Consider the following 23,560-nt stretch of genomic DNA (forward strand, 5'->3'; position numbering starts at 1 on the left):
CCGCCCGGTCACCCGCGCGAAGACCTGGTCCAGCGTTGGACTGAGGGTCTCGATGGCGCCCGGCGGGGGCAGGGCACCCGCCTCAAGGGCGGGAACCAGCTTCAGCAGCGTGCCGGTCAGGTCGGAGCGCCGGCGCCTGGGGCACCCACCCGATGAGGCGCCGAATCGCCGCGCCGTCCTCCCGGAACGTCAGCCCCGCGATCCGCACCGTGCCCGAGGTGGGCCTCTCCAGCCCCATCAGCATGCGGATGGTCGTCGTCTTTCCCGCCCCGTTCGGCCCCAGCAGCCCGAAGATCTCGCCCTGGCGAATCGAAAGGGTGAGGTCGCGCACCGCCTCGACCTCGCCGAACCGTTTCGAGACCCCCGCAAGTTCGACCATGAAGGTCAATCTCGCTCCCCCCGTGTCGAGATGCTGTCCGGCCGCGGCTCCCCCGCCGCCCACTCCGCCGCCGGCCCTCGTCGGCGGTGCGGGCACTTGTTGTCGGCGCGGCGGCATCTTTGCCCTTATGATTCCAACAGATTTTATATTATTACGTCGAATATTCTGTTTACTGGTTACGCGCGCCCTTTTGGACTGCCGCCACAGAGCCCCCTGCGCCTCCCCGGAAAACGGCGGAACCAGGACGCCGCCACAACCGCGTCCTGGTTCCGCTTCACACGCACAGGCCCGCTCACTGCCCATGCCAGCCCGACTCACTGCTCACCTCTCACAGTCAACAGCCCACTGCCCCCACAACCCACGGCCCACAGCTCATAGCCAACTGCCTCTCACCGCTCACAGCTCACCGCCCACAGCCCACCGCTCACCGCTCACAGCTCACCGCCCACAGCTCACCGCTCACCGCTCAGATCAGTCCGAGTTCCCGCCCCACCTTCGCAAAGGCGGCCAGGGCCTCGTCCAGGTCCTCCTTCGTGTGCGCGGCGGTGACGATGGTCCGCACCCGGGCCTTCCCCCGCGGCACCGTCGGGTAGGCGATGCCCTGGGCGAAGACGCCTTCTTCCAGCAGCCGGTCGGAGAGCTGCATCGCCTTCACCTCATCGCCCACGATCACCGGGGTGATCGGCGTCTCGGACCGGCCGGTGTCCAGCCCCAGGTCGGTCAGCCCCTTCTTGAAGTAGCGGGTGTTCTCCCAGAGCCGGTCGATCAACTCCGGCTCCGACTCCATGATCTCGATGGCCTTCAGGCAGGCCGCGGCCACGCCCGGGGGATGGGACGTGGAGAACAGGAACGGCCGCCCCTTGTGCCACAGCAGCTCGATCAGCGCCCGGGGGCCGGCCACGTAACCGCCCAGCACCCCGACGGCCTTCGAGAGCGTGCCCACCTGCACCGTCACCCGGCCGTCGAGGCCGAAGTGGTTCACCGAGCCCCGGCCGTTCTTCCCCAGCACGCCGGAGGAGTGGGCGTCGTCCACGTAGGTCATGCAGCCGTACTTCTCGGCCAGCTCCACAATGTCGGGCAGCGGGGCGATGTCGCCGTCCATCGAGAAGACGCCGTCGGTGATGATCAGCCGGCGCCGATACTGCCCGTCGGTCTCCTTCAGCACCCGCTCCAGGTCGTCCATGTCCGCGTGCCTGAAGCGGTGGATCTTCGCCTTCGACAGCCGGCAGCCGTCGATGATGGAGGCGTGGTTCAGCTCGTCGGAGATGACCGCGTCGCCCTCGCCCACGAGCACGGGAATCACGCCGGAGTTGCACGTGAACCCCGACTGGAAGACCACGGCGGCCTCCACGTGCTTGAACTCGGCCAGCTTCTCCTCCAGCCGGTTGTGGATCGTCATCGTCCCGATGATGGTCCGCACCGCGCCGGAGCCGGCGCCGTAGGCCTCGGTCGCCTCGATCATCGCCTGCTTCAGGCGCGGGTCGTCGGCGAGACCGAGGTAGTTGTTGCTGGAGAGGTTGATGACCTCCCGCCCGTCGATGAGGGACCGGGGACGCTGGGGCGACTGCAACTCCTTCAGGGGCCGGTAGAGCCCAGCCTGCTTCAGGCTGTTGAGCTCCTCCACCAGAAAGTCCGTAAGAGCCATCCGCATAGACCTCCTCCGCGGGAAATCAGGCCTTCAGATCGGGCAGCAGGACGATCTTGCCGCTCTGGCCCGAACCCATCAGCTCCATGGCGGTGTCAAGCTGCTCCAGCGGCAGCCGGTGCGTGATCAGGGGCCGCAGCCGCTCGGCGAGGCCGGCGCGGTAGAGCGAGCGCACCTGGTACCAGGTCTGCCACATCCGCCTGCCGGTGATGCCCTGCAGGACCAGGCCCCGCATGATCACGTCGGCCGCGAGGTCCAGCTCCACCGGGCGGCCCGGCAGGCCCAGCAGCGAGATGCGCGCCCCATTGCGCGCCGCCCGCAGCCCCTGCCGGATGGCGGAGGGGTTGCCGGACATCTCCAGCACCACATCGGCGCCGTAGCCGCGCGTGTAGCTGCGCACCGCCTCCACCGGATCCTGCTTCGTGGGGTTGATCAGCACGTCAGCCCCCAGCTGACCGGCCAGCTGAAGCCGGTACTCGTTGATGTCCATCGCCATGACGATCTCCGCGCCGGCCATCTTGGCCACGGCCACCGACATGATGCCGATCGGGCCGCAGCCGGTGACCAGCACGGACCGGGCCGTGAGCTCGCCGCTGAGCGCCGTGTGCACGGCGTTGCCAAGCGGCTCCTGAATCGACTGCAGCTCAAACGGGATATCCTTATCGTTCACCCAGATGTTCTGTTCCGGAATCGCCACGTACTCCGCGAAGACACCGTCGGTATCCACGCCCAGGATCTGCGTGTTCTCGCACAGGTGGTACTCCCCCACATGGCAGCGGGGGCAGCGGTTGCATACAACATGCGTTTCGGCAGATACGTAATCGCCCACCTTGCAGGCGGTGACCTCCCGGCCCGTCGCCACCACCTCACCGGCCAGCTCGTGCCCGATGGTCAGCGGCGGCTTCACCCTCCCCGCGGACCAGGGATCCCACGTGTAGATGTGGTAGTCGGTGCCGCAGATCGAGGCCGCCCGCACCTTCACCAGGACGTCGCGGGGGCCGATGGTCGGGATCGGAACCTGCTGCAATGTCGCTCCGGGACCAGCTTCCAGTTTACGCAAAGCACGCATCGTTTCTGCCACGGCTGCCCACCTTCTTTGCCCCGCGGACCAGGAAGCCGCAGGGAAGTTTGATGGCTACCCCTCACTACTGTATATCACTTGCGAGAACAGTCGCAAGGTCGCGCTTGCTGCACTCCTCACCCCGCCCCGCGATACCTTTAGACCTAGACTTTCCATATAAGTGAAGGATTCCGGCGCCCGCGTAGCCAATTCAGGAGATTCTCAGGGTTCTTATGTAGACCATTTATCTAGATCTCTTGCAGGGAGGGCTGGGCAATGGGTTTGAGAGCACGGCTCCAGCGCTACGAGCAGGCGACCAACCGTACGGTCACCCTCATCCTGTGGGTCAGCCTCGCGCTGGTCGTGGCCGCACTGGTTCCCCTGTCCGCAAAAACCGGACTCCCCCTGGGCCCGTTCCTCCTCTGGGCGGCAGGGTCCGCCGTGCTGCTGGTTGCAGCGACCCTGCTGGTGCGGGCCGGAATCCTGCCACGGGCGCAGAAGTATGTCGTGATCGGCCTGCTGGCCGTGGTGCTCACGGGCATCGCCTTCCTGGTCCCGGGCTCCAACCAGCACGCCGGTATCTGGTTCCTCCTGCCGATGTTCACCGGCGTGTACGTCCAGCGCGGGGTTTCCGTCTACGGGACCTTCCTGGCCCTGGGCGGCTGGATCGCCCTGCTGCTGCTGAACCCGCCCGACGTGGCCCCTTCGGTCACGCTGGCGCGCATCGGCCTGGTCAACGGCGTCATGCTCACCCTCGTCGGCCTGGGCACCTACGCGATTGCGGCGCGCAGCCGGCAGCTCCTGGAGGCGCTCGCGGACGCCGCCGCACAGGAGGATGTTCTGCGCCGCCTTGACGCCGTGGTCGCCGAGGCGCGCGAGACCACACACGAACTCTCCGGCGCGGTGGCTGACCTGGCGCAGGTGGGCACGGATGCCCACGAGCAGATCGAAGCCCGCCTGCGCCCCACCGTGGCGCGGCTCACCAGCGCCAGCCACGAGTCCAGGGAGGCTGCCGAGGAGAGCCACGCCGCCCTCGTGGAGCTGACGACATCGGTCACGGCCGTTTCTGACGGCGCCCGCAGCCAGCTTGCGCAGACCGACGGCGCGCTCGCACTCAGCCGCAGCATGGACCAGGCGGCCGCGGCGATTGTGGAACTGGCGCGTGAGGTCGCCGCGCAGGCACAGGAAGCCCGGCGTGCAGTCGAAGCCGGGCGCGGCTCGGTGCAGCGGTCAGCCGACGGCATGACCCGGCTGGCCCGGACAACCGAGGAGGCGACTGGCGCCATGGTTGAGCTGGCGGGCTACTCGGCCCAGATCGGCCAGGTGGTCACCACCATTGAAGAGTTTGCCGGGCAGACCCGCATGCTGGCGCTCAACGCCGCGATCGAGGCGGCCCGCGCCGGCGCCGCCGGCCGGGGCTTCGCCGTGGTGGCCGACGAGGTCGGCAAGCTGGCCGCGCACTCCAGCCAGGCAGCGGCGGAGATCGGCCGGCTGATCGGCCAGGTGCAGTCCGGCATCGGCGCCGCCCAGTCGGCCATGACGAGCGCCCACGCACTCGCCGCAGAGAGCCTCACGCTCTCCTCGGCCACCGGCGAAAACCTGGCGGATCTCGCGGTCACCGTGGGCCACACGGCGGACCGCATGGCCGCCATCACCGCGCAGGCAGAACACCTCTCCGCAAACAGCCGGCAGCTTGCGGAAGCCCTGGCCGAGCTGACCGCCATCGCACAGGAGAACTCCGCCTCAGCCGAACAGATGGCGGCCACAGCCGAGCAGCTTGCCTCGGGCGCGCGCTCGGCGGCGGAATCGTCCGCCACCAGCGCCGCTGTGGCCGACGAGGTGGCGCAGGTGGCCGACGCGCTCTCCGCCCTGGTGGCCCAGGTGCGCGACAGCGTGGAACGGCTCCACCGCGCTGCCCAGGACCTGACGGCCGTGATCGCCGATGGCTAGGTCCGCGCTTACTCGTCTCCAGCAACCCACGGATATCTGTACCAGAGGAGAGATCCCGCGATGCATCGGACTGAACAGAGCCTGCAGCCCAAATCGGCCCGGCTCAGCGCCTGCGAAATGACAGAGATCATCATGCCCAATGATGCCAATCCGCTGGGCAACATGCTGGGCGGGCGGCTGCTTCACCTGATGGACGTGGCCGCTTCCATCACCGCGATGCGCCACGCGGGCAACCCATGCGTCACGGCCTCCTTCGACTCGGTCGATTTCCTCACGCCCGTCCACATCGGCGAGGTCTGCATCCTGAAGGCCCGCGTGACCTGGACCGGCCGCACCTCGCTGGAGGTCGGCATCGACGTCTACGCCGAATCGCCCACCAAAGGCGAACGCCGGCACACCACCTCGGCCTACGCGACCTTCGTGGCGCTGGATCCCGAGACGGGCCGGCCAACGCGCGTGCCGCCGCTGCTCATCGAGACCGAGCAAGACCGGCGCTGCTTCCAGGAAGGCGAAGAGCGGCGACGGCTGCGGCTGGCGCGCCGGCACGGCAGGGGTTGACAGACGACTTCTGTCACCTTCCGGGGCATACTCATGAAAGCACAACCCCGCGGAGGTGACGCACGCGTGGCCAGGCCGATCCTGCTGTTCGACCTGGACGGCATCTGCTGCAACCTGATGAAGAAGTGGCTGGCCGTCTACAACCGGGACTACAACGACAACCTCCGTCCGGAGGACATCACCTCCTGGAGTTGGGACACCTTCGTCAAACCCGAGTGCGGCAAGCGCATCTACCACTACCTGAACCGCCCGGGCTTTTTTGCGGATCTGGAGCCCATCGAGGGGTGCGTGGAGTCGCTGGGCCGGCTGGCGAAAATATGCGAGCTGGTGGTGGTAACCGCCAGCCCCAGGGAGGCCGCCGGCGACAAGATCGGCTGGGTGCGCAGGCACCTGCCCATGGTGCCCCGCGGGAACATCGTGATCACGCACCGAAAGGACCTGGTGCGCGGCGACTTCATGTTCGACGACGCGCCCAAGAACCTGCGCAACCACCCGGCCATTCGCATCATGATGGACTACCCGTACAACCGTCATTTCCACGATTGCTACCGCGTACACTCGTGGGCGGAGGCGGAACGGCTCATCCGGAGCCTCATCGACCGCCAGCAGGGGGTGAGCAGACAGCCGTCCGCCGAGTGGGCCATGCAGCCCGCGTACGGCGATGCTTCGCATGGCAACCAACCCACTGTGTAAAACTGCTACCACCTCAATCGCGCAACATGCAAACGAAAGTGCCCCCGGCTTCGTCTAACGAGTATCAAGGTCCGAAACCGGAGGCTGGCCAATGCGCAAACTGCTTACTTCTGCCGTCGTTCATTCCGTCCTGATTGCATCGCTCCTCATCACCGGCTGCAGCTCCCTCCCCGGCGGGAACACCGCTCCCCCCGGGCCGTCGGGACAGGTGCCGGTGGGCAACATCACCGGCCCCGGTGGAGAAGATCCCGCCGAACCCGGCGAGGCGCCCGATCCGGGTGAAGCTCCAGATCCCGGTGAAACGCCCGATCACGGTGAGGCTCCCGACCCTGGCAGCTCCGCTGATCCCGGCGACGCTGAAGTGCCCGGAGCCGGCGCGAAGCCCGGCGACGACGAACCCGCCGTTCCGGCGACACCGCCCCGCGAGATGCCCGATCCCGTGCGGGGCCTCCACCTTTCCGGCTGGTACGCGGGCTCCCCCGACCTGGTCTGGCCGCTGCTGGACTGGGCCCGGGCGGCCGGCATCAACACCATCGTGCTGGACCTGAAGGCCGAGGACGGCTACCTCTCGTGGGAGTCGGACATTCCGCTCGCCCAGGAGATCGGGGCCAACATGCGCAAGATCGCCGATCTGCCCGCGTTCATCGCGGAGGCCCACGAGCGGGGCTTCTGGGTGGCCGGCCGCATCGTCGTCATGAACGACCAGTGGCTGTACAAGGCCCGGCCGGAATGGGCCATTCCGGGGTTTGACGGCGGTGCGTACTCCTTCATGGACCCGGCCAACGAGAACGTGTGGAAGTACAACGTCGACGTGGCAAAGGAAGCCATCGCCGCCGGCATCGACGAAATCCAGTTCGACTACATCCGCTACTCCGAGAACCTGCGCGATGGCTACAACGGCCACGACACCACGGCGGAGCAGCGCACCGAGCCCATCAACGACTTCCTGCGGTACGCGATGGCGGAACTGAAGCCCCTGGGGGTCGTGGTCGGCGCCGACCTGTTCGGCCTGACCACCTCGGTGGCGGAGGGCGACGACATGCAGATCGGCCAGGACTACCGGCAGATCGCCGAGATCGTCGACTACGTCGCGCCAATGGTCTACCCCTCCCACTACGCCCCCTGGACCTACGGCCTGGAGGATCCCAACGCCGCGCCGTACGAAACCGTCTACAACTCCATGCAGAAGGCGCTGGAGCGGACCGAGGGGCTCCCCATCGAGAAGCACCGGCCCTGGATCCAGGACTTCTCCATGGGCGGCATCACCTACGGCCCCGCCGAGGTGTTGGCCCAGGTACAGGCGCTGCGGGACCTGGGCATCGAGTCCTTCATGCTGTGGGATCCGTCCAACCAGTACACCCGCGACGTCTCCTTTGAGTAGACCCGAGACGCGCAGCAAAGGGGCTGTCCCGGAAGCAGACCACTCTGCCGGGACAGCCCCGTTCGCATGTCTCCACTGCGGTCGCCGCTATTGAGGCCGGAAGAAGGTACCCAGGGTACGAGGGAAAACATCGCCTCGGGGCGAAAGGCCACGGCGAGGCATTCCGAGTATGCCGCAATAATGAAGACGGCCTTTCCGTGCGGGAGGTATCGCCTCGATGATCCCACGACACCACTACCGGTTCGAGCAGTTCTTCTCAGTCCGGCGCAACTACGGCATGCAGCTGGCCCCGGACGGCGACTCGCTGCTCTTCCTCAGCGACATGAGCGGCCAGCCCAACCTCTGGCGGGTCTCCAGCCGCGGAGGCTGGCCCCAGCAGCTCACGCTCTTCACGGATGTCTCTGTGGCCCAGGCGGTGCTGTCCGGGCTATTCCAAGCGGCGCAGCCGCTTGTAGGCCAGAATGAGGAGCAGGATGAGCACCGCCGTGAAGACCACCGTGCCGCCGGGGGCCAGGTCCAGCACGTAGGCCAGGGTCAGCCCCGCCAGCACCGAGACCATCCCGAAGCCCACCGAGAGCGCCAGCGCTCCCCGGAAGGAGCGGGCCACCTGCAGGGCGGCCCCCACGGGCACCACCATCAGCGAGGAGACCAGCAGGGCCCCCACCACCCGCATGGTGAGGCCCACGGTCAGCGCGACCAGAACGTAGAACAGCGTGTTCAGCGCCCGGATCGGCAGCCCGCTGATGCGGGCGTACTCTTCGTCAAAGGTCGACGCCAGCAGCTCCTTGTACAGGAGGAAGACGCAGCCAAGCACCACCACGCCCAGCACGCCGATCACCAGCACGTCGGTCCGGCTGACGGTGACGATGGAACCGAACAGGTAGGCCATCATTTCCCCCGTGCTGCCCGTGGCCAGCGACAGCAGGATGACCGCCAGGGCGAGGGCGCCGGCCAGCACGATGGCCACCGCCATCTCGCTGTACTTCCGGTACGACTGCCTGAGCCAGTCCATGCCCAGCGAGGCGGCCACGGCAAAGAGCAGGCCGGTGGCCACGGGGTAGGTCCTGGTCAGCATGCCGGCGGCGACGCCGGTCAGCGTGACGTGCGAGAGCGCATCGCCGTAGAGCGCCAGCCGGCGCAGGACCAGGAAGAGCCCGATGGAAGGCGCCACCACGGCGACGATCAGCCCGGCCACCAGGGCCCGCTGCATGAAGGCCAGCGAGAACATCTCAATCACGCGCGGTCGCCCTCCCCCGGGTGATGGTGGTGCTGGATGCGGATGACCTCGTGCCCGTAGAGCTCGCACAGCTGCTCATCGGTGCCGAAGTCAGCCGGCGAGCCATGGTAGAAGAGCCGGCGGTTAAGGCAGGCCAGCGCCGAGACCTCGTGCGAGATCGCGCCGATGTCGTGGGAGACCAGGATGACCGTCAGCCCCATCTCCTCCCGCAGGCGGCGGATCAGCCGGTAGAACTGCCCTTCCGCGGACGCGTCGACCCCGACGGTGGGCTCGTCCAGGATCAGCAGCTCCGGCCGGCTGACCAGGGCCCGGGCGATGAAGACCCGCTGCTGCTGGCCGCCGGAAAGCCGGCCCACCAGCCGGTCCTTGTAGGGTAGCAGCCCCACACGGTCCAGGGCCTGGCGCACGGCCAGCCGGTCCGACGGCGTGAACCGCCTCAGAACGCCGCGCCGCGCCGTCAGCCCCGTGTAAACGACCTCCTCCACCGTGGCCGGAAAGGCGGTGTTGAACGAGGCGGCCTTCTGCGCGACGTAGCCCACCCGCCAGCGGTCCCGGAACTTCTGCAGCGGCGTGCCGAACAGGCGGATCTCCCCCTGCGAGAGGGGCAGCAGCCCAAGCATCAGGCGCAGCAGCGTGGTCTTGCCTGACCCGTTGGGCCCGATCAGCCCCAGGTACTCGCCGCGCTCCACCGTCAGGCTGACGCGCTCCAGCACCAGATCCTTCCCGTAGCCGAAGCTGACGTCGCGCACCTCAACGACTGGATTCGTCATCATCACTGGCACCCCAGCGCCTTGCGCAGGTTGGTCAGGTTCTGCCGCATTACGGAGAGGTAGTCCTCGCCCGCCGCGATCTGCTCGGGCGTCAGCCCCTCGAAGGGGTTGAGCACCAAGGTCTCGGCGCCGACCTCGTCCGCCACCACCCGCGCGACCTTGTCGCTCACCAGCGTTTCGAAGAAGATGTACTGCACGTCGTGCTCCCGGGCCGCATCCACCACCGCCTTCAGCGCCCTGGGGGTCGGCTCGGCCTCCGCGGCCAGCCCCATGATGGCATGCTGCTCCAGGCCGTAGCGGTGGGCCAGGTAGCCGAACGCCGCGTGGGTGGTGAAGAAGACCCGCCGCTCGCACCGGGCGAGGCCGGCGGCAAACTCCTCATCCAGCGCCGCCAGCTCCGCCAGGTAGGCCTCGGCGTTGCTGCGATACACCTCCGCGTTGGCGGGATCGGCGGCCGCGAGGGCGTCGCGGATCCGCGCCACCGTATGCGCCGCCCCGTTGGGGTCGAGCCAGATGTGGGGATCCAGGTCCCCGTGATCGTGGGCGTGGTGGTCGCTGTCTTCGTGCTCGGGGTCAGCGTGGTGGTCGTCGTCTTCGTGTGCCTGGTCAGGGTCATGTTCATCGTGTACAAGTTCGCCCTCGTGGCTGTGCCCGTGCCCGGCGGCGTCCAGCAGCGCAAACCCTTCGCTGGTCTCCATCGCCATGAGGTCACGGTTGTCCAGCGAGGCCAGCGCCGCGTCGACCCAGTGTTCGAAACCCGCCCCGTTATACAGGAAGACCTGGGCGTCGTTCAGGGTGCGGATGTCGCCCACCGAGGGTTCCCAGTCGTGGGGCTCCGTGCCCGGCGGCACCAGGTTGACCAGATCGACCTGGTCTCCCCCCACCGCCCGTGCGAACTCGTATACCGGATAGATGCTGGTGGCCACCCGCAGCCGGCCGTCCCCCACAAAGGCCGAAGCTCCCCTGCGCGTGACGTTCGTCCCCCCGCAGCCGCCAACCAGCATGAGCGTCAGCGCCAGTGCTGCGAGCCATCTCAGTCGGCGCATCCTCATGCAGCCCTCCTTCTGCGATGAAAACCGATTTCTCGTGTCCCACCAGGGTATTCTGTGCTCCACATCGGATAACTGTCAAGTAGTAATTTTACTGTCTCCGACGGCGGCGCAGTCGGGGCAGTAGCCGAACAGCTCGATGTGGTGCGCCGAGATGACGAAGCCGTGCTGCTCCAGCGCCACCGCCTCCAGTTCCTTGATGGGGCAGTGGGCCAGGGGAATCTCCACACCGCACTCCAGGCAGACCAGGCTGTGGTTATGCATCTCCCGGTTCAGCGAGTACTGAGCCGTCCGCCCGGTCAGCTTCACTTCGTTCACCACGTTCAGACGCACCATCAGCCGCAGGTTGCGGTAGATGGTGTCCAGCCCGATCTCGGGATAGGTCCGGCGCACCTGCTGGTAGATCTCATCGGCGGTCAGCGCGTTCTCACCGGCGTCCAGCAGGACTTCGACGATGAGCCGACGCTGGGGCGTCAGCTTGCACCCCATCTCCTTCAGACGCTGCAGAACCTGCTCCACCGTCATCCTGCGCCCCTCCTAGTCATATCCAGTAAAATTCCTATTTGAGTTTAGCCCCCGCCGGCTCCCGTGTCAACACAGAGCCTTGCGTCCATAGGAAGAGGCGCCTCCGGTGGGCCGCCGTGCGGCCGCAAGAGGCGCCTTCGCTCGCAACCTTCAACTGCTCATGTATGGTCAAGGTAACACGTCTGTGTTCAAGGCAAGACACCTGTGGTCAGGGCAGCATGTCGATCCCCAGTACCAGGTCGATGTCGTCCACGGCGGTGGGATCCGGCTGCATGGTGACCACCACCCCGGGCAGGATGCCGGCCAGCTGGTCCGTCACGGCGCCCTCATCCAGATGCGGGCCCCGCACCAGCGCCAGTGTCGTCGGCAGAACCGCCTGGCTCTCGTGCACCCGCGAGACCTGCAGCCCTGCGGCCTCCAGCAGCTCCACGTAGGCCCAGGCCACGCCCTCGCCGGTGGCGTCCACCAGGTTCACCGTGGCCCAGGGCTCGGCTCCGACGCCTGCCTCACCGCCGGTCTCGTCGCCCGAGGGATCGCCGGAGCCTTCCGCCGCCCCCTCATCTCCCTCGGCATCACCCGGCCCCTGCGCGGTCTCTCCGCCCGGCTCGCCATCGTCCTCGCCTTCACCGGGCTCGCCCTCTTCCTCCTCCGCGCGGGCGGCGGCTTCCGCCCGGGACCGGGCCACCTCCTGCTGCAGGACCGACTGGTACTCCTGGTTGTCGGCACGGGCCTGGGCCAGGAACGCCTCATCTGGCGGCTCGCCCACCAGCAGCTCGTAAGCCGCCGTCCGCAGATCCACGAGGTCGGCGCCGAAGTAGAAAATGCCGTCAATCCAGTACTCATCGGCCTCAATCGTGCCCGTGATCAGCGGGTTGTTCAGGGCCTGCCGCCCCGCGGCGGCCAGCCTCACCATCTCGCCCAGAGTCATGTCGGTGCCGATGGTGTGGTAAAGGGCCGAGATGAGCTGCGGCGCCCGCGTGAAAACGGCCGGCGTCGCGGCCTTCTTCACGGCGGCCTGGATGATCTCCTGCTGGCGCCGCATGCGCCCCAGGTCGCCCTCGGAGTCGGCCCGGAAGCGGGCGTACTTCAGCGCGGTCAGGCCGTCCATCACCTGCGGCCCCGCCTTGATGTCGATGACGAGCCCGTCGGGTCCGAAGCGGAAATCGGAGGGATCGACGTAATAGAGCGGTTCAGGCGGGTTGACCTCCACGCCGTTCAGGGCGTCGATGACCTCGACGAACCCCTCGAAGGAAATGGAGACCCAGTGGTCGATATCCATGCCGAGCAACCGCTCCACCGTGTCCACCGAGAGGGCGGGGCCGCCGTACGCGTAGGCGTGGTTGATCTTGTCGTACCCGCGGCCGGGGATGTAGGTCCACAGGTCGCGGGGGATGGAGAGCATCGCGATCCGCTGTTCACGGGGATCGTACGACACCACCATCATGGAATCCGATCGGCCCCACTCACCCTCCCAGCTCTCCACGCCCATGACCAGGAAGGTCTGCAGATCTCCCGGCAGCGTCTGCAGCGGGGGCGGCGTCTCCGCCGACGTGCCTCCCGGCTCCGTGGGGTCCGACGGCCCCGGGTCGGCAGTTGCCGGGGAGTCGAACGGGCGATGCAGCGCCACGGCGCGGATTGCGGCTGCGAGGGCAAGGATGAGAAGGAGAGGGACCAACCAGTGCCACCGCTTCTTCTTGGACTTCTTTGTCGTGTAGTGCACGGGCTGCCCTCCTCGTTGCTGAGTTTACCTGTCTTACTATAGCAGAGAAAACCGCTTTGCCGTATAGCGACCTACCCTAGTTTGACGTGGGAATGGACGGATGAGTTTCTGCGCGCGGAACGGCCGCCCCCTTTTTCCGGGGGCGGCCGTTCAGTCGTCGGCGCCCTGCGGCGCATCGCCGGCCTGCACGTCGACTTGGACGCCGGTCAGGTACAGCAGGCGGCCGTCCACTCGCACGAACTCGGAGCGCTCGGTAAGCGAGTCCTCCGGCTGGCCGGCGACGCGGTACCAGGCCGTGAGCGTGCCGCGGGCGATTCCCCTTTCGTCCTCGGATTCCGTCTCGTGAATGACGAGGCGCGTGAAATCCACCTTCTTACAGTAGTGGAGCGTCTCCCGCTTGAAATCTGCCTCGGTCTTGCCGGCCCGCGCCTCGTTGTCGGGATGGGTGGTGCGCCAGAGGTAGTTGACGTCGCCGATCGCGTAGGCCGTGAAGCGGCTCCGGATCATGCGCTCCACGGTGTCGGGATACTGGATGCCGGCGTGGTAGAGGCCGCAGCAGGCCTTGTACTTCCGGCCGCTGCCGCAGGGGCAGGGGTCGTTCCGTCCGACTTTCTGCAAACAGGTCCACCTCGCTGACGACAGTGGCGTGCCGGGGCCGCACTGGGTAGTATGCCCGTCAGGCTTCCAGTACCCGCACCCGGCTCACCGTGACGGAGACGTGCCCGCCCCGGCGGTCAACCCGCCCCAGGGCGGCCAGCGGCGGCCGCGGGTCGGTGAAGATCAGGTGGCCGTAACGCTGGTAGACATCCTCGAAGATGGTGAGGTCGATCAGCCCCGTCTCGTCTTCCAGCGACAGGAAGACGACGATCTTGCCCGACCGCGTCGGGGGCCGGTGCGGGCAGACGGGCAGCCCGGCCACCTTCACCAGCTCCCCCGCCTGGCGCTGCCGCACCTCCTGCGCCGTCAGGTAGCCCTGCCGGGCCAGCCGTTCCCGCACGAAGCGCATGAAGTGTGCGCGCACCATCAGCCCGGTGAGCTCGTATTCCTTCAAATAGCGCTCCGCGGCGCTGAAGTCGGCGATCGGCGGCGCGGCCAGGTGCCCGGCTGGGTGCGCGGCTGGGTGCCCCACCGCGGCGTCCAGCAGGCTGGCCTGCTCCGCCCCCCGCTCGCGGCGGATCCGCTCGGCCTCCAGCAGGCGGGCCACCTGCCAGAGCGCCGCCCGCCGGTTGGGATGCAGGCTGTCGAAGGCGCCGGCCAGCGCCAGGGCCTCCAGCGGCCCCCGCGGCACGGCGCCCCCGGTCCGCCGCACCAGGTCGGCCAGCGACCGGAAGCCGCGCGGGCCCCGGGCCGCCAGAATCGCCGCCGCCGCCGGCTCCCCCACCCCCTTCACCGCCCGGAGCCCGATGCGGATCGCCTTGCCCGTCGCCGGGTGCTCGGGGGCGAAGGGCTCCGTCCCCCAGAAGGCCTCCCAGGCCTCCTGGGTCCATTCCTCCACGGTGAAGGCCTCATCCGAGCGGTTGATGTCCACCGGCAGGAGGCCGACCCCCCGGCGGCGGGCCTCCACCGCGAGGGTGTTGATGGGGTAGTAGCCCATCGGCTGGGCCGACATGAGCGCGGCGAAGTACTCCGCCGGGTAGTGGCGCACGAGGTAGGCGGTCTTGTAGGCCGTGTTGGCGAACGCCGCGGCGTGGGCCTCGCAGAAGCCGTACGAGGCGTAGCCCTGAATGTAGGAGAAGATGGTGTCGGCCACCGCCGGATCCACCCCGGCCGCGGCCGCCTTCTGCCGGAAGAGCCGGCCGATGGCCTCCATGTCCTCCCGGTTGCGGGCGTGGGTCATCACCCGGCGCAGCTGGTCCGCCTCGCCGGGGGTGAAGCCGGCCACCGCGGTGGCGATCTCGATCACCTGCTCCTGGAAGAGCACCACGCCGTAGGTCTTCTCGAGGATCGGCTTCAACTTGGGGTGCAGGTAGGTGACCTCCTCCTTCCCGTGGCGGCGGGCCAGGAACGGCTCCACCATGTTCCCCTTGATGGGCCCGGGCCGGATGATGGCCACCGAGGCGACGATGTCCTCGAACCGGTCCGGCTTCAGCCGCGCCTGCAAGGCCCGCTGCGCTGGCGACTCCAGCTGGAAGACGCCGATGGATTCGCCCACGCCCAGCATCTCGTAGGTGGCCGCATCGCCGTGGGGGATCTGCTCGTAGTCGATGTCGCCGATGGCCCGCACCGCGTCGTCGACGGCGGTGAAGGTGCGCAGCGAGAGCAGGTCCAGCTTCACCAGCCCCAGGTCCTCCACGTGCTCCTTGTCGAACTGGCAGATCACCTGCCCCTTGGCGGCCACCTGCAGCGGCGTCACCTCCAGGAGGGGCCGGCGGGAGATGACCAGCCCGCCCAGGTGCGTGCCGATGAAGCGGGGAAAGCGGGCGACCCGCGCCGTCGCCTCGATAAGTTGCTCGAACTTGTGCCAGGGAATGCCCGACTGGCGCAGCTCGGGGTAGCGGGCCATGACGGTGAGGATCTCGTCGGCTCCGGCGTGCCAGGGGATGCGCTTGGCCAGGTAGTCCAGCTCCGCCTCCTGAAAGCCCATCGCCTTGCCCAGGTCCCGCACGGCCGAGCGGGCCTGAAAGGTGTTGTAGGTGCAGACCGAGGCCACGTGCTCGGCGCCGTACTTGCGGTAGACGTAGGCTGCGACCTCATCGCGCCGGCGGGCGTCGAAGTCGATGTCGATGTCGGGCTTCTCGGCCCGCTCCAGCGACATGAAGCGCTCGAAGAGCAGGCCGCGCTCGATCGCGTCCACATCTGTAATGAAGAGGCAGTAGGCCACCGCCGAGTCGGCGGCGGAGCCCCGCCCGGCGCAGCGGATCCCCCGCTCCCGGGCGAAGCGGACCACGTCCCAGGCCAGCAGGAAGTAGTCCTCGTAGCCCAGCCGGGTGATGATGGTCAGCTCGTGCTCCAGCCGCCGGCGCACCCGCTCGGTGATGCGCCCGTAGCGGCGGGCCGCCCCGTCGTAGACCAGGCGGGTCAGGTAGGCGGCGGGGTGCGAGCCGTCGGGCGTCTGGAACTCGGGGAAGAGCCGGGCGTCCAGGTCCAGCACCGGCCGGCACCGCTCGGCGATGGCGAGGGTGTTGGCCACGGCACCCGGGAAGTCCCGGAAGCGCTCGGCCATCACCTCCGGCGGCTTCAGGTAGCGCTGGTCGTTGAGCGGCCGCTCCGGGTGGGGCTGGTCGAGCCGGGTGAGCGTGCGCACGCAGGTGAGCAGGTCGTGCACGAAAAACTCCTCGCGGGTGCGGTAGTGCACGTTGCCCGTGGCCACCAGCGGCAGGCCCAGCGCCTCGCCCAGGTCCCGGAGGGCGCGGTTCAGGGCCCGCTCGCCGGGCAGCTGCTCGTCGTGCAGCTCCAGGTAGAAGCGGCCCGGGAACCAGGCCGCGTAGCGCCGGGCGGCGGCCTCCGCCTCGGCCAGCCGCCCCCGCAGGATGAGGGACGGGATCTCGCCCCGCCGGCAGCCCGAGAGCGCGATCAGCCCGTCGGTGTCGTGGCTGAGGGCCGACATGGGGCACGCCGGCTGGAGCCGGTCGTGGTTCGGGGCCAGCGCATACATCGCCCCCGGCGTCGCGCGGGGCTCCTGCCCCAGGTGGGCGGCGGTGATCAGCCGGTTCAGGTTGGCGTAGCCCTTCGGCCCGGTGGCCAGCAGCGTGAGGTGGCAGCCGCCCTCCAGGGTCAGCTCGGCGCCCTGAATCGGCTGGATGCCGGCCTCCTGCGCCTTGCGCTGAAAGCGCACCGCCCCCGACACGTTGTTGTGGTCGGTGAGGGCCAGGGCCGGCATCCCGTGCAGGGCCGCCTCCGCGATCAGGGCGTCCAGCCGGGAGGCGCCGTCGAGGAACGAGAAGGGCGAGTGCACGTGGAGATGGACGAAGGTCATGGGCGGTGCACTCCTTCACGTGGATTCGGTTCCTCAATCTTTCAGGACTCAAACATATGTTCGATGCGTACACCTATTCTATGCCATGGCGGCCGCCCAGTCAAGTGCTTCGCACGCGGGATGCGGGAGTATCCGGCAGCGCATGTCGGGAGCCGGGCCTCCTCAACCACCCGGCGCAGTCACCCGCCGCCGCCTAAATGCGGCCAACTCCCACTTCGCCCCCACCAACAAGTGGAAATCCGCCGCACTTCGCACCCGCGCCCGACTCCTTCATGCCTCAGAGCGCCAGGCCCTCCTGCCAGGTGGCCCCCTGAACGCCGAGCGGCCCCCTGCCGGGGGGCCACCCTAGTCGTACGCCTTATAAAGCATCCAACGCCGCTCCCGCGGAATGAAATTCAGCTCGAAGAGGCCGCCGCTTTCGGTGGCCACCCGGTAGGCGATCAGTTCGGACTCCTGCTCCCACCAGCGGCCGGTCTCCACCCAGGCGTCAAGCACCGCGCGGACCCGCTCCCGCATGCCGGCGAAGCGGAAGGCGGCGGGCCGGCCGTCGGGGTCGGTCGCCACGTCGACCGGCTGGTTGATGATGCGCGACACGGCCCGTCACGCCTTCCGGGACCAGCGGTAGGGGTCGGCGTACTGGAGCATCTGCTCCCGCCAGGAGAGCGGGGTGCGCAGCCCCAGGCCGATCACCCGCGCCGGAAAGCGCTCGTGCAGCAGGGCCAGGGCGCCCTCGATCCGCTCCTGCCGCTCCCGGCGCAGCCTGTCGTCCCACAGCTCCATCTGCCGCCAGTCGACGGGGCCGATCAGCCCCACCTCGGCGGTGACCGCCGCGACCTCCGGCGGCTCCCCGAGGCCGTCCAGCACCTGGGCGAGCAGGGTGTGCAGCCCCTGCTGGATCGGATAGGCGGTGTGCCGCAGCCGGGGCAGGGTCCGCTCGGCGTGCAGCACCCGCCCGTCGGCCAGCTCCAGGATCAGGCCCACCAACTGGCACCCCTCGCCCCGCCGGTCTAGCTGGGCGGCCAGCAGCGCGGCTGACCGGCTCAGTTCCCGCTCCAGCGGATCCCGGTCCCGCACGCCGCCCAGCTCCGACCGCCGCGCCAGCCGCCGGGGCGGCCAGGCGGGCTTCACCGGCTCCGGGTCGATGCCCCGGCTCCAGCGGGCCACCATCCGCCCCTGCGGCCCCAGCTGCCGCACCCATTCATCCTCGCTCACCTGCGCCGCCTCGCCGATGCGCGCAAGCCCCAGCTGCCGCAGGCGGCGGCGCACCTCGGGCGGACAGGGCAGAAAGCCGATGGGCAGCGGGGCGAGGAAGCGGGCCTCCTCGCCGGGCGGGACGATTGCAATCTGCAGGGCCGGGCGTTCTGCCTGCCCGATGCCTGCCTGACGGTCGCCTGCCTGACGGCCACCTGCCTGCCCGACACCCGCCTGACAGACGCCTACCTGCCCGACACCCGCCTGACGGCCACCTGTCTGCCCGCTGCCCGCCGGCCGGGGGCCGGCCAGGCGCACAGCCTCCAGCCGCTGCGGGAGCGTGCCGGGCCGCCGCTCCAGAAACTCCGCCCGCAGGGCCCGGGCCGCTGCACGGGCCACCAGGCGGGAGGTGCCCACACCGACGAAGACGGCGAAACCGAAGGACGCGGCCGCCTCCGCCAGCGCCCTCACCTCCTCCTGCAGCCGGCGGCTCACCCTGCCCTGCGCCCGGCCGCCCGCCGAGCCGTCCGGCCCGTCGGGCAGCGGCAGATCCAGCAGCACCTGGTGCGGCTCCACCGGCTCGACGTAGGGCGTGTGGGCGAGGCAGCGGTCCCAAAAGGCGCGGGCCCGGGCGGCGGCGTCCACATCCGCAAATTCCACCAGGGCCGCCCGCGGGACGTCGCGCAGGACCTGACGGGCGGGGCTGCCCAGCTGCAGCCCCGCCGCAAAGGCCTCCCGGCAGCCGTCGAAGACCCGCCCCCCGCGCAGGACCGCGATCGGCCGGCCGCCCTCCGCCAGCCCCGCCTCCCGAACGGCGGCGGCGTAGAGGCCCTGAATCTCCACCCAACAGATCCACCGCATGCAATCAACCCCTCCGCACCCTCGTGCATTTAGGGCTACCGAATGTATAATCGCCAAACACCTGTTCGTGACGTACATCTATTCTATCCGCCGCCGCGGGCGAAGTCAAGAGGCCGGACAGTCGGCAGAAAAAATACACGATACTTTTCCGACGCTTTGGTGTACAATTAGGGCACCCACGCCCCGCCCTCATCCGCCATGGGCGAAGGGTGCGGACACGAAAACGCGACGCGGAGGAAGCCCCACATGCCTGAGGCGCGCAAGCCGGGCTGCCCGTTCTGCGGGGACATCTCACCGGGCGTTGTGGTCTACGACGACCCCCTCGTCTACGCCATCGTAAGCCAGCGCCCGATCAATGACTACCATGTCCTGGTGATTCCCAAACACCACTACGAGCAGTTCATCGATCTGCCGGACCCGCTGGCTGCGCATCTCTTCGTCGTGGCCAAGCACCTTTCGCACGCCGTGCGGCAGGTGCGCCCCATGGATGCGATCTGCCACCTCTCGGATGATGACATCACAGGCGCCGGGTACAATCTGGTGCGCCATTACAAGCTCCACATCATCCCCCGCCACGTGAGAGACCGCGTCGTCATCAACTGGAACCGGGACCCGGACCCTGGCGAGGCGGCCCGTTCCGCCCTCGCAGCCGAAATTCGCAGCGCCCTGGCCAAACTCGGCATGCCGGAGGGAGGCCTGCCGGCGGCCAGCGGCGCTGAGCAGCGAACGACTTCAACGAAGTGAGGGATTGCCGATGACGACCATCGATCCCAGGACCTTCCGCGATACCCTCGGCCAGTTCCTGACCGGCGTGACCATCGTGACGGCGGAGGCCCCCGACGGAACCCCGGTGGGCCTCACGGTGAACTCCTTCACCTCCGTCTCCCTCGAACCGCCGCTGGTCCTGTTCTGCATCGACAAGAACGCCGGTTCCTATGAAGGGATCGTGAACGCGCAGGGCTATGCGGTCCACATCCTGGGCGGCGACCAGGTGGACCTCGCCAACCGCTTCGCCACCAGGGGCGCCGACCGCTTCGGCGGCCTCAACTACACCCGGGGCTTCTACGGCGCGCCCATCCTGCCCGGCGCCCTGGCCCTCCTGGAGTGCCGCACCGTGCAACGGGTCGACGCCGGCGACCACACCATCCTCATCGGCCGGGTGGAGCGGCTGAACCCCGGCGGCCGCACCCGCAAGCCCCTCGGCTACTTCCGGGGGCGGTACACCGCAATCGCAGACTAAAGCGGCGGGTGTGCCCGCCACCCGGGCGCACCCGCTATGACGCATCCAACCGCGCCACCAGATCCGCCAGGTCCGGCGGCAGCGGCGCCTCAAAGCGCATCATCTCACCCGTGACGGGGTGGGCAAAGGCCAGGCCGGCGGCGTGCAGGGCCTGCCGGCCGATGAGCCGGCGGCTCCCGCCGTAAAGCTCGTCCCCCAGCAGCGGGTGGCCCAGGTGGGCCATGTGCACCCGGATCTGGTGCGTCCGCCCCGTCTCCAGCCTGAGTTCCAGCATCGTGGCCGCGGGCCAGCGGCGCAGCACCCGCCAGTGGGTCACCGCCGGCTGCCCCGCGGCTGTCCAGTCCTCCCGCAAGGCGCGGCCCGCCGCGGCCGCTTCCGCCAGCAGCCGCTCCTGCTCGGGGGTGCGGGGGCCCTCCGCCACCTCCCGGGCGACCGGATGGCCCCAGACCCGGCGCAGCGGCTTGTCCACCGTGCCGGCGTCGGCCGCCACCGCGCCCTCCACCAGGGCGATGTAGCGCCGCTCGAGCTTCTGCCGCTCCAGCTCCCGGGAGAGCAGGCCCGCCACCGCCGGCTCCTTCGCGAAGAGCACGAGACCTGAGGTCTCCCGGTCGATGCGCTGCACCGGCCGCGCCACGGGATCGCTGCCCGACTGAAGCAGGTGGTAGGCCACGCCGTTGGCGAGCGTGCCGGACACGTAGTCGCGCACCGGATGAACCACCATGCCCGCGGGCTTGTCCACCACCAGCAGGTAGGGATCCTCCCAGACCACCTGGATAGGCACCGGTTCGGGCTCCACGCGCCCTTCCTGCGCCACCCGCACCTCCACCACCTCGCCGCCGGCCAGAACGTGGCTGGTGCGGGCGGGCCGCCCGTCCACCAGGATGCCGCCGGCAGCCTTCGCCTTGCGCACCAGGGTGCGCGAGAGCTTCAGCCGGTCAAACAGATACTTGCTCAGGCGCATGCCCCGGGCCTCCGGCTCGACGACAAACCGCATGCGCGCACCTCCGCATCACGTGTTGAGGGGGCTGATTCCGATGATCGTTCGCAACGTCATGACCGAGGATGTGACCACGGTATCGCCGGACGATACCCTGCAGCGGGCCTACGAGATCATCCAGACCAAGAAGTACGACTGCCTGCCGGTCACGGCCGACCGGCTGGTGGGCATCATCCAGCTCACCGACATCTACGAGGCCTGTATGCGGGAAGGGCGTGAGGCCGCCCTGCCCCGCCGGGTGAAGGAGTTCATGGTGCCCGACGTGGTGACCGTGGGTCCCGACGACCTGGTGGAGACCGCCGCGCGGATCATGTTCCAGCGCGACGTTCCCCTGCTGCCGGTGGTCGAGGGCGGGCGGCTGGTCGGCGTCATCCACGAGCACGACATCTTCCGCGCCTTCGCCGACCTGCTCGGCGTCAACTCCGGCACCATCCGGCTGACCCTGGTTGTGCCCGACCGGCGCGGCCAGCTGGCCCGCATCGCCGAGATCATCCGCGATGCCGGGGTGGCCATCCGGAACGTGGCCACCTTCCGCTCCTCGGTGCTGGACCAGTACCAGATCATCGTCCGGGTGGAGACCGACACGTCCCGCCCGCTGGTCGACCTGCTGGAGCAGCACGGCTACAAGGTGCTGCACGTGCAGGAGAACTGACGCTCCAGAAATCTCCAGGGACGCAGGCGGCGTGTGTGCCCGGCTTCCGGGGGATACCTAGATTATCCCACTGAAAAGGAGGCCGGGCGATGCGCCGCTTCCTTGCGGGCGCGGTCCTGGGGCTTCTCCTCTCCCTCTCCGCCGCGGGCCTGGGCTGGCGGCTGCTCACCGCCCCGCCCGCCCCCGGCGGCCCTCCCGCCGGGGGCGACCCGGTAGAACTCGGACTCGTCCCCGAGGAGAAGGGCAAAGAAGCGGACCGGACAGAGCCGGTGTATGTGCTGGTGCTGGGGGTCGACGAGCGGCCCGGCGACCCCGGCCGCTCCGACACGATGCTGCTGGTGCGCGTGGGCGGGGGGGCGCTCCGGGTGCTGTCGCTGCCCCGCGACACCCGCGTGATCCTGGAAGGCGTGGGCGAGGCCAAGCTGAACGCCGCCTACGCCTGGGGCGGGCCAGAACTGGCCGTCCGCACGGTCTCGGACCTGCTGGGCCTGCCCGTCCACTACTACGTGAAGGTCAACCTGGCGGGGTTCCGCACCCTGGTCGACCTCATCGGCGGCGTGCCCATGTACGTGGAGGCGCCCATGCACTACGTCGACCCCGACGACAACCTGGTGATCGACCTGCAGCCGGGCCACCAGGTGCTGGACGGCCGCCGGGCCGAACAGTACGTGCGCTTCCGCAGCGACGCGATGGGCGATGACCTCAGCCGCATCCGGCGGCAGCAGCAGTTCCTCCGCGCCGCCGCCCGGCGGGCCCTGCAGCCAGGCAACCTGCCGCGGCTGCCCAAACTCCTGCGCACCGCCCGCCAGCACGTGGAAACCAACGTGCCCCTGGCGGAACAGTTCCGCCTGGCGACGACCGCCATCCACTCCTACCAGGCGGGCGCCCTCATCACCGAGACCCTGCCCGGGCACGCCGCCTACGTGGGCCCCATCTCCTACTTTCTGCCGGACTTCCAGCAGATCGAGCGCCTCCGGTCCGCCTGGCAGGCCCCCGGCGCTATGGACAACGCGGGCGCGGGACGATAAAGTAAGACCTGCGGAGTTCATGCCCAAAGGAGATATGCCCGTGTTCGGTAATCTGGGTTTCAGCGAGATCCTCATCATCATGATCGTGGCCCTGGTGATCTTCGGGCCCAACAAGCTTCCCGAGCTGGGGCGCAGCATGGGCCAGGCCATCCGCGAATTCAAGAAGGCGACCCAGTCCATCACCACCGAGGTGACCCGGGTCGCCTCCGATGAGGTCCGACAGAACATCGAAAAGGCGAAGCAGGCGCCGGAGGAGCGCTAGTGCAGCGGCCAGCTGTCCTCAGCGAGCAGATCCACCCGGTGAGCGCCCGCCCGGCGCATCTCGCGGGCGATTTCCGTGGCCTGGTCGGGGTCGTCGCAGCGGGCCACGACCAGGGTGCGCCCCCGTCGTACCTGATCGCCCCAGCGCCTGGCCACCGGATCCCGGGCGCCCGGCCCCTCAAGGTCGTCGAGCTCGTACAGGCCGCCCGGCCCGTCCAGGCCGTCCAGCTCGGTGTCCGCGAGGGCGGCCAGGAGCCAGGCGTCGGTCTCGTTCAACCCTGCGCCGCCCGCGGCGCTCAGCTCAGCCTGGCCGATCACGTCCAGCTTGTCCGCGTCCAGCGTGAAGGTTTCCCGCAGGTGGGCCGCGACCAGGTCGGCGTCGCCGCTGTGCCGGAAGAGACCCACGACCGTCTTACGCATGCCATCGCCTCCTCGGCCATAGTCTGG

At 68.9% G+C, this 23,560-nt stretch carries 23 protein-coding genes; 9 read left to right on the plus strand and 14 right to left on the minus strand.

The window, feature by feature from the left end:
• Window positions 1–82: 82 nt before the first annotated feature.
• The 3 genes from ACZ45O_RS05810 to tdh form a co-directional block, all read right to left on the minus strand.
• Complete coding sequence (locus ACZ45O_RS05810; protein WP_464857676.1) at window positions 83–379, minus strand: ATP-binding cassette domain-containing protein; 297 nt, start codon at window positions 377–379, stop codon at window positions 83–85.
• A gap of 466 nt (window positions 380–845) precedes the next feature.
• Window positions 846–2,024 carry a glycine C-acetyltransferase gene (locus tag ACZ45O_RS05815; protein ID WP_464856451.1) on the minus strand — a complete coding sequence of 393 codons (1,179 nt, stop codon included), beginning with the start codon at window positions 2,022–2,024 and terminating at the stop codon, window positions 846–848.
• Window positions 2,025–2,049: 25 nt separating this feature from the next.
• Window positions 2,050–3,093 carry an L-threonine 3-dehydrogenase gene (tdh, locus tag ACZ45O_RS05820; RefSeq protein WP_464857678.1) on the minus strand — a complete coding sequence of 348 codons (1,044 nt, stop codon included), beginning with the start codon at window positions 3,091–3,093 and terminating at the stop codon, window positions 2,050–2,052.
• Between the two features lie 267 nt (window positions 3,094–3,360).
• Between tdh and ACZ45O_RS05825 the strand changes: the two genes are divergently transcribed.
• The 4 genes from ACZ45O_RS05825 to ACZ45O_RS05840 all read left to right on the plus strand — a co-directional run bounded on the left by ACZ45O_RS05825 (window position 3,361) and on the right by ACZ45O_RS05840 (window position 7,666).
• Entirely contained in the window at window positions 3,361–5,034 is a 1,674-nt protein-coding gene (locus ACZ45O_RS05825) for a methyl-accepting chemotaxis protein (protein WP_464856453.1), read from the plus strand.
• A 60-nt stretch (window positions 5,035–5,094) separates the two neighbouring features.
• On the plus strand, window positions 5,095–5,592 hold the full coding sequence (locus tag ACZ45O_RS05830) for an acyl-CoA thioesterase (RefSeq protein WP_464856455.1): 498 nt from the start codon (window positions 5,095–5,097) through the stop codon (window positions 5,590–5,592).
• 66 nt (window positions 5,593–5,658) lie between these two features.
• Window positions 5,659–6,285 carry a 5' nucleotidase, NT5C type gene (locus tag ACZ45O_RS05835; RefSeq protein ID WP_464856457.1) on the plus strand — a complete coding sequence of 209 codons (627 nt, stop codon included), beginning with the start codon at window positions 5,659–5,661 and terminating at the stop codon, window positions 6,283–6,285.
• A gap of 91 nt (window positions 6,286–6,376) precedes the next feature.
• Complete coding sequence (locus ACZ45O_RS05840) at window positions 6,377–7,666, plus strand: putative glycoside hydrolase (RefSeq protein WP_464856459.1); 1,290 nt, start codon at window positions 6,377–6,379, stop codon at window positions 7,664–7,666.
• 427 nt (window positions 7,667–8,093) lie between these two features.
• Here the strand turns inward: ACZ45O_RS05840 and ACZ45O_RS05845 are convergent, their stop codons facing one another.
• From ACZ45O_RS05845 to ACZ45O_RS05885, 9 genes are all read right to left on the minus strand, one after another.
• Window positions 8,094–8,894, minus strand: a complete 801-nt coding sequence (locus ACZ45O_RS05845; RefSeq protein ID WP_464857680.1) for a metal ABC transporter permease — start codon at window positions 8,892–8,894, stop codon at window positions 8,094–8,096.
• A 5-nt stretch (window positions 8,895–8,899) separates the two neighbouring features.
• Window positions 8,900–9,673 (minus strand): metal ABC transporter ATP-binding protein, encoded by a 774-nt coding sequence (locus tag ACZ45O_RS05850; RefSeq protein ID WP_464856461.1) that lies wholly within the window; start codon window positions 9,671–9,673, stop codon window positions 8,900–8,902.
• Between the two features lie 2 nt (window positions 9,674–9,675).
• Window positions 9,676–10,719 (minus strand): metal ABC transporter solute-binding protein, Zn/Mn family, encoded by a 1,044-nt coding sequence (locus ACZ45O_RS05855; RefSeq protein WP_464856463.1) that lies wholly within the window; start codon window positions 10,717–10,719, stop codon window positions 9,676–9,678.
• A gap of 81 nt (window positions 10,720–10,800) precedes the next feature.
• Entirely contained in the window at window positions 10,801–11,247 is a 447-nt protein-coding gene (locus ACZ45O_RS05860) for a Fur family transcriptional regulator (RefSeq protein ID WP_464856465.1), read from the minus strand.
• A 208-nt stretch (window positions 11,248–11,455) separates the two neighbouring features.
• Window positions 11,456–12,967, minus strand: coding sequence for an LCP family protein (locus ACZ45O_RS05865; protein WP_464856467.1), 1,512 nt, complete (start codon window positions 12,965–12,967; stop codon window positions 11,456–11,458).
• 150 nt (window positions 12,968–13,117) lie between these two features.
• Window positions 13,118–13,585 (minus strand): YchJ family protein, encoded by a 468-nt coding sequence (locus tag ACZ45O_RS05870; RefSeq protein ID WP_464856469.1) that lies wholly within the window; start codon window positions 13,583–13,585, stop codon window positions 13,118–13,120.
• Window positions 13,586–13,643: 58 nt separating this feature from the next.
• The gene (locus tag ACZ45O_RS05875; protein ID WP_464856471.1) at window positions 13,644–16,883 is read right to left on the minus strand and encodes a DNA polymerase III subunit alpha; all 3,240 of its coding nucleotides are present in this window, start codon (window positions 16,881–16,883) and stop codon (window positions 13,644–13,646) included.
• Between the two features lie 345 nt (window positions 16,884–17,228).
• On the minus strand, window positions 17,229–17,477 hold the full coding sequence (locus ACZ45O_RS05880; RefSeq protein WP_464856473.1) for a DUF6504 family protein: 249 nt from the start codon (window positions 17,475–17,477) through the stop codon (window positions 17,229–17,231).
• A gap of 6 nt (window positions 17,478–17,483) precedes the next feature.
• A complete protein-coding gene (locus tag ACZ45O_RS05885; RefSeq protein ID WP_464856475.1) occupies window positions 17,484–18,935 on the minus strand; it encodes a hypothetical protein in 1,452 nt (483 codons plus the stop codon).
• A 246-nt stretch (window positions 18,936–19,181) separates the two neighbouring features.
• Here ACZ45O_RS05885 and ACZ45O_RS05890 point away from each other — a divergent pair, with 246 nt between their 5' ends.
• Entirely contained in the window at window positions 19,182–19,679 is a 498-nt protein-coding gene (locus ACZ45O_RS05890) for an HIT family protein (RefSeq protein WP_464856477.1), read from the plus strand.
• A gap of 10 nt (window positions 19,680–19,689) precedes the next feature.
• Window positions 19,690–20,175, plus strand: coding sequence for a flavin reductase family protein (locus ACZ45O_RS05895; protein WP_464856479.1), 486 nt, complete (start codon window positions 19,690–19,692; stop codon window positions 20,173–20,175).
• Between the two features lie 34 nt (window positions 20,176–20,209).
• On the opposite strand, the gene ACZ45O_RS05900 is transcribed toward ACZ45O_RS05895, so the two are convergent.
• Window positions 20,210–21,169: an RluA family pseudouridine synthase gene (locus ACZ45O_RS05900; RefSeq protein WP_464856481.1), complete on the minus strand. Its 960-nt coding sequence runs from the start codon at window positions 21,167–21,169 to the stop codon at window positions 20,210–20,212.
• 40 nt (window positions 21,170–21,209) lie between these two features.
• Between ACZ45O_RS05900 and ACZ45O_RS05905 the strand changes: the two genes are divergently transcribed.
• The 3 genes from ACZ45O_RS05905 to tatB all read left to right on the plus strand — a co-directional run bounded on the left by ACZ45O_RS05905 (window position 21,210) and on the right by tatB (window position 23,114).
• Window positions 21,210–21,824, plus strand: coding sequence for a CBS and ACT domain-containing protein (locus ACZ45O_RS05905; protein ID WP_464856483.1), 615 nt, complete (start codon window positions 21,210–21,212; stop codon window positions 21,822–21,824).
• 89 nt (window positions 21,825–21,913) lie between these two features.
• Entirely contained in the window at window positions 21,914–22,852 is a 939-nt protein-coding gene (locus tag ACZ45O_RS05910) for an LCP family protein (protein WP_464856485.1), read from the plus strand.
• 40 nt (window positions 22,853–22,892) lie between these two features.
• Window positions 22,893–23,114 (plus strand): Sec-independent protein translocase protein TatB, encoded by a 222-nt coding sequence (gene tatB / locus ACZ45O_RS05915; protein WP_464856487.1) that lies wholly within the window; start codon window positions 22,893–22,895, stop codon window positions 23,112–23,114.
• On the opposite strand, the gene ACZ45O_RS05920 is transcribed toward tatB, so the two are convergent.
• Window positions 23,111–23,533 carry a hypothetical protein gene (locus ACZ45O_RS05920; RefSeq protein WP_464856489.1) on the minus strand — a complete coding sequence of 141 codons (423 nt, stop codon included), beginning with the start codon at window positions 23,531–23,533 and terminating at the stop codon, window positions 23,111–23,113. The genes tatB and ACZ45O_RS05920 overlap by 4 nt on opposite strands.
• Window positions 23,534–23,560: the final 27 nt, after the last annotated feature.

The organism is Symbiobacterium turbinis (assembly GCF_055383075.1).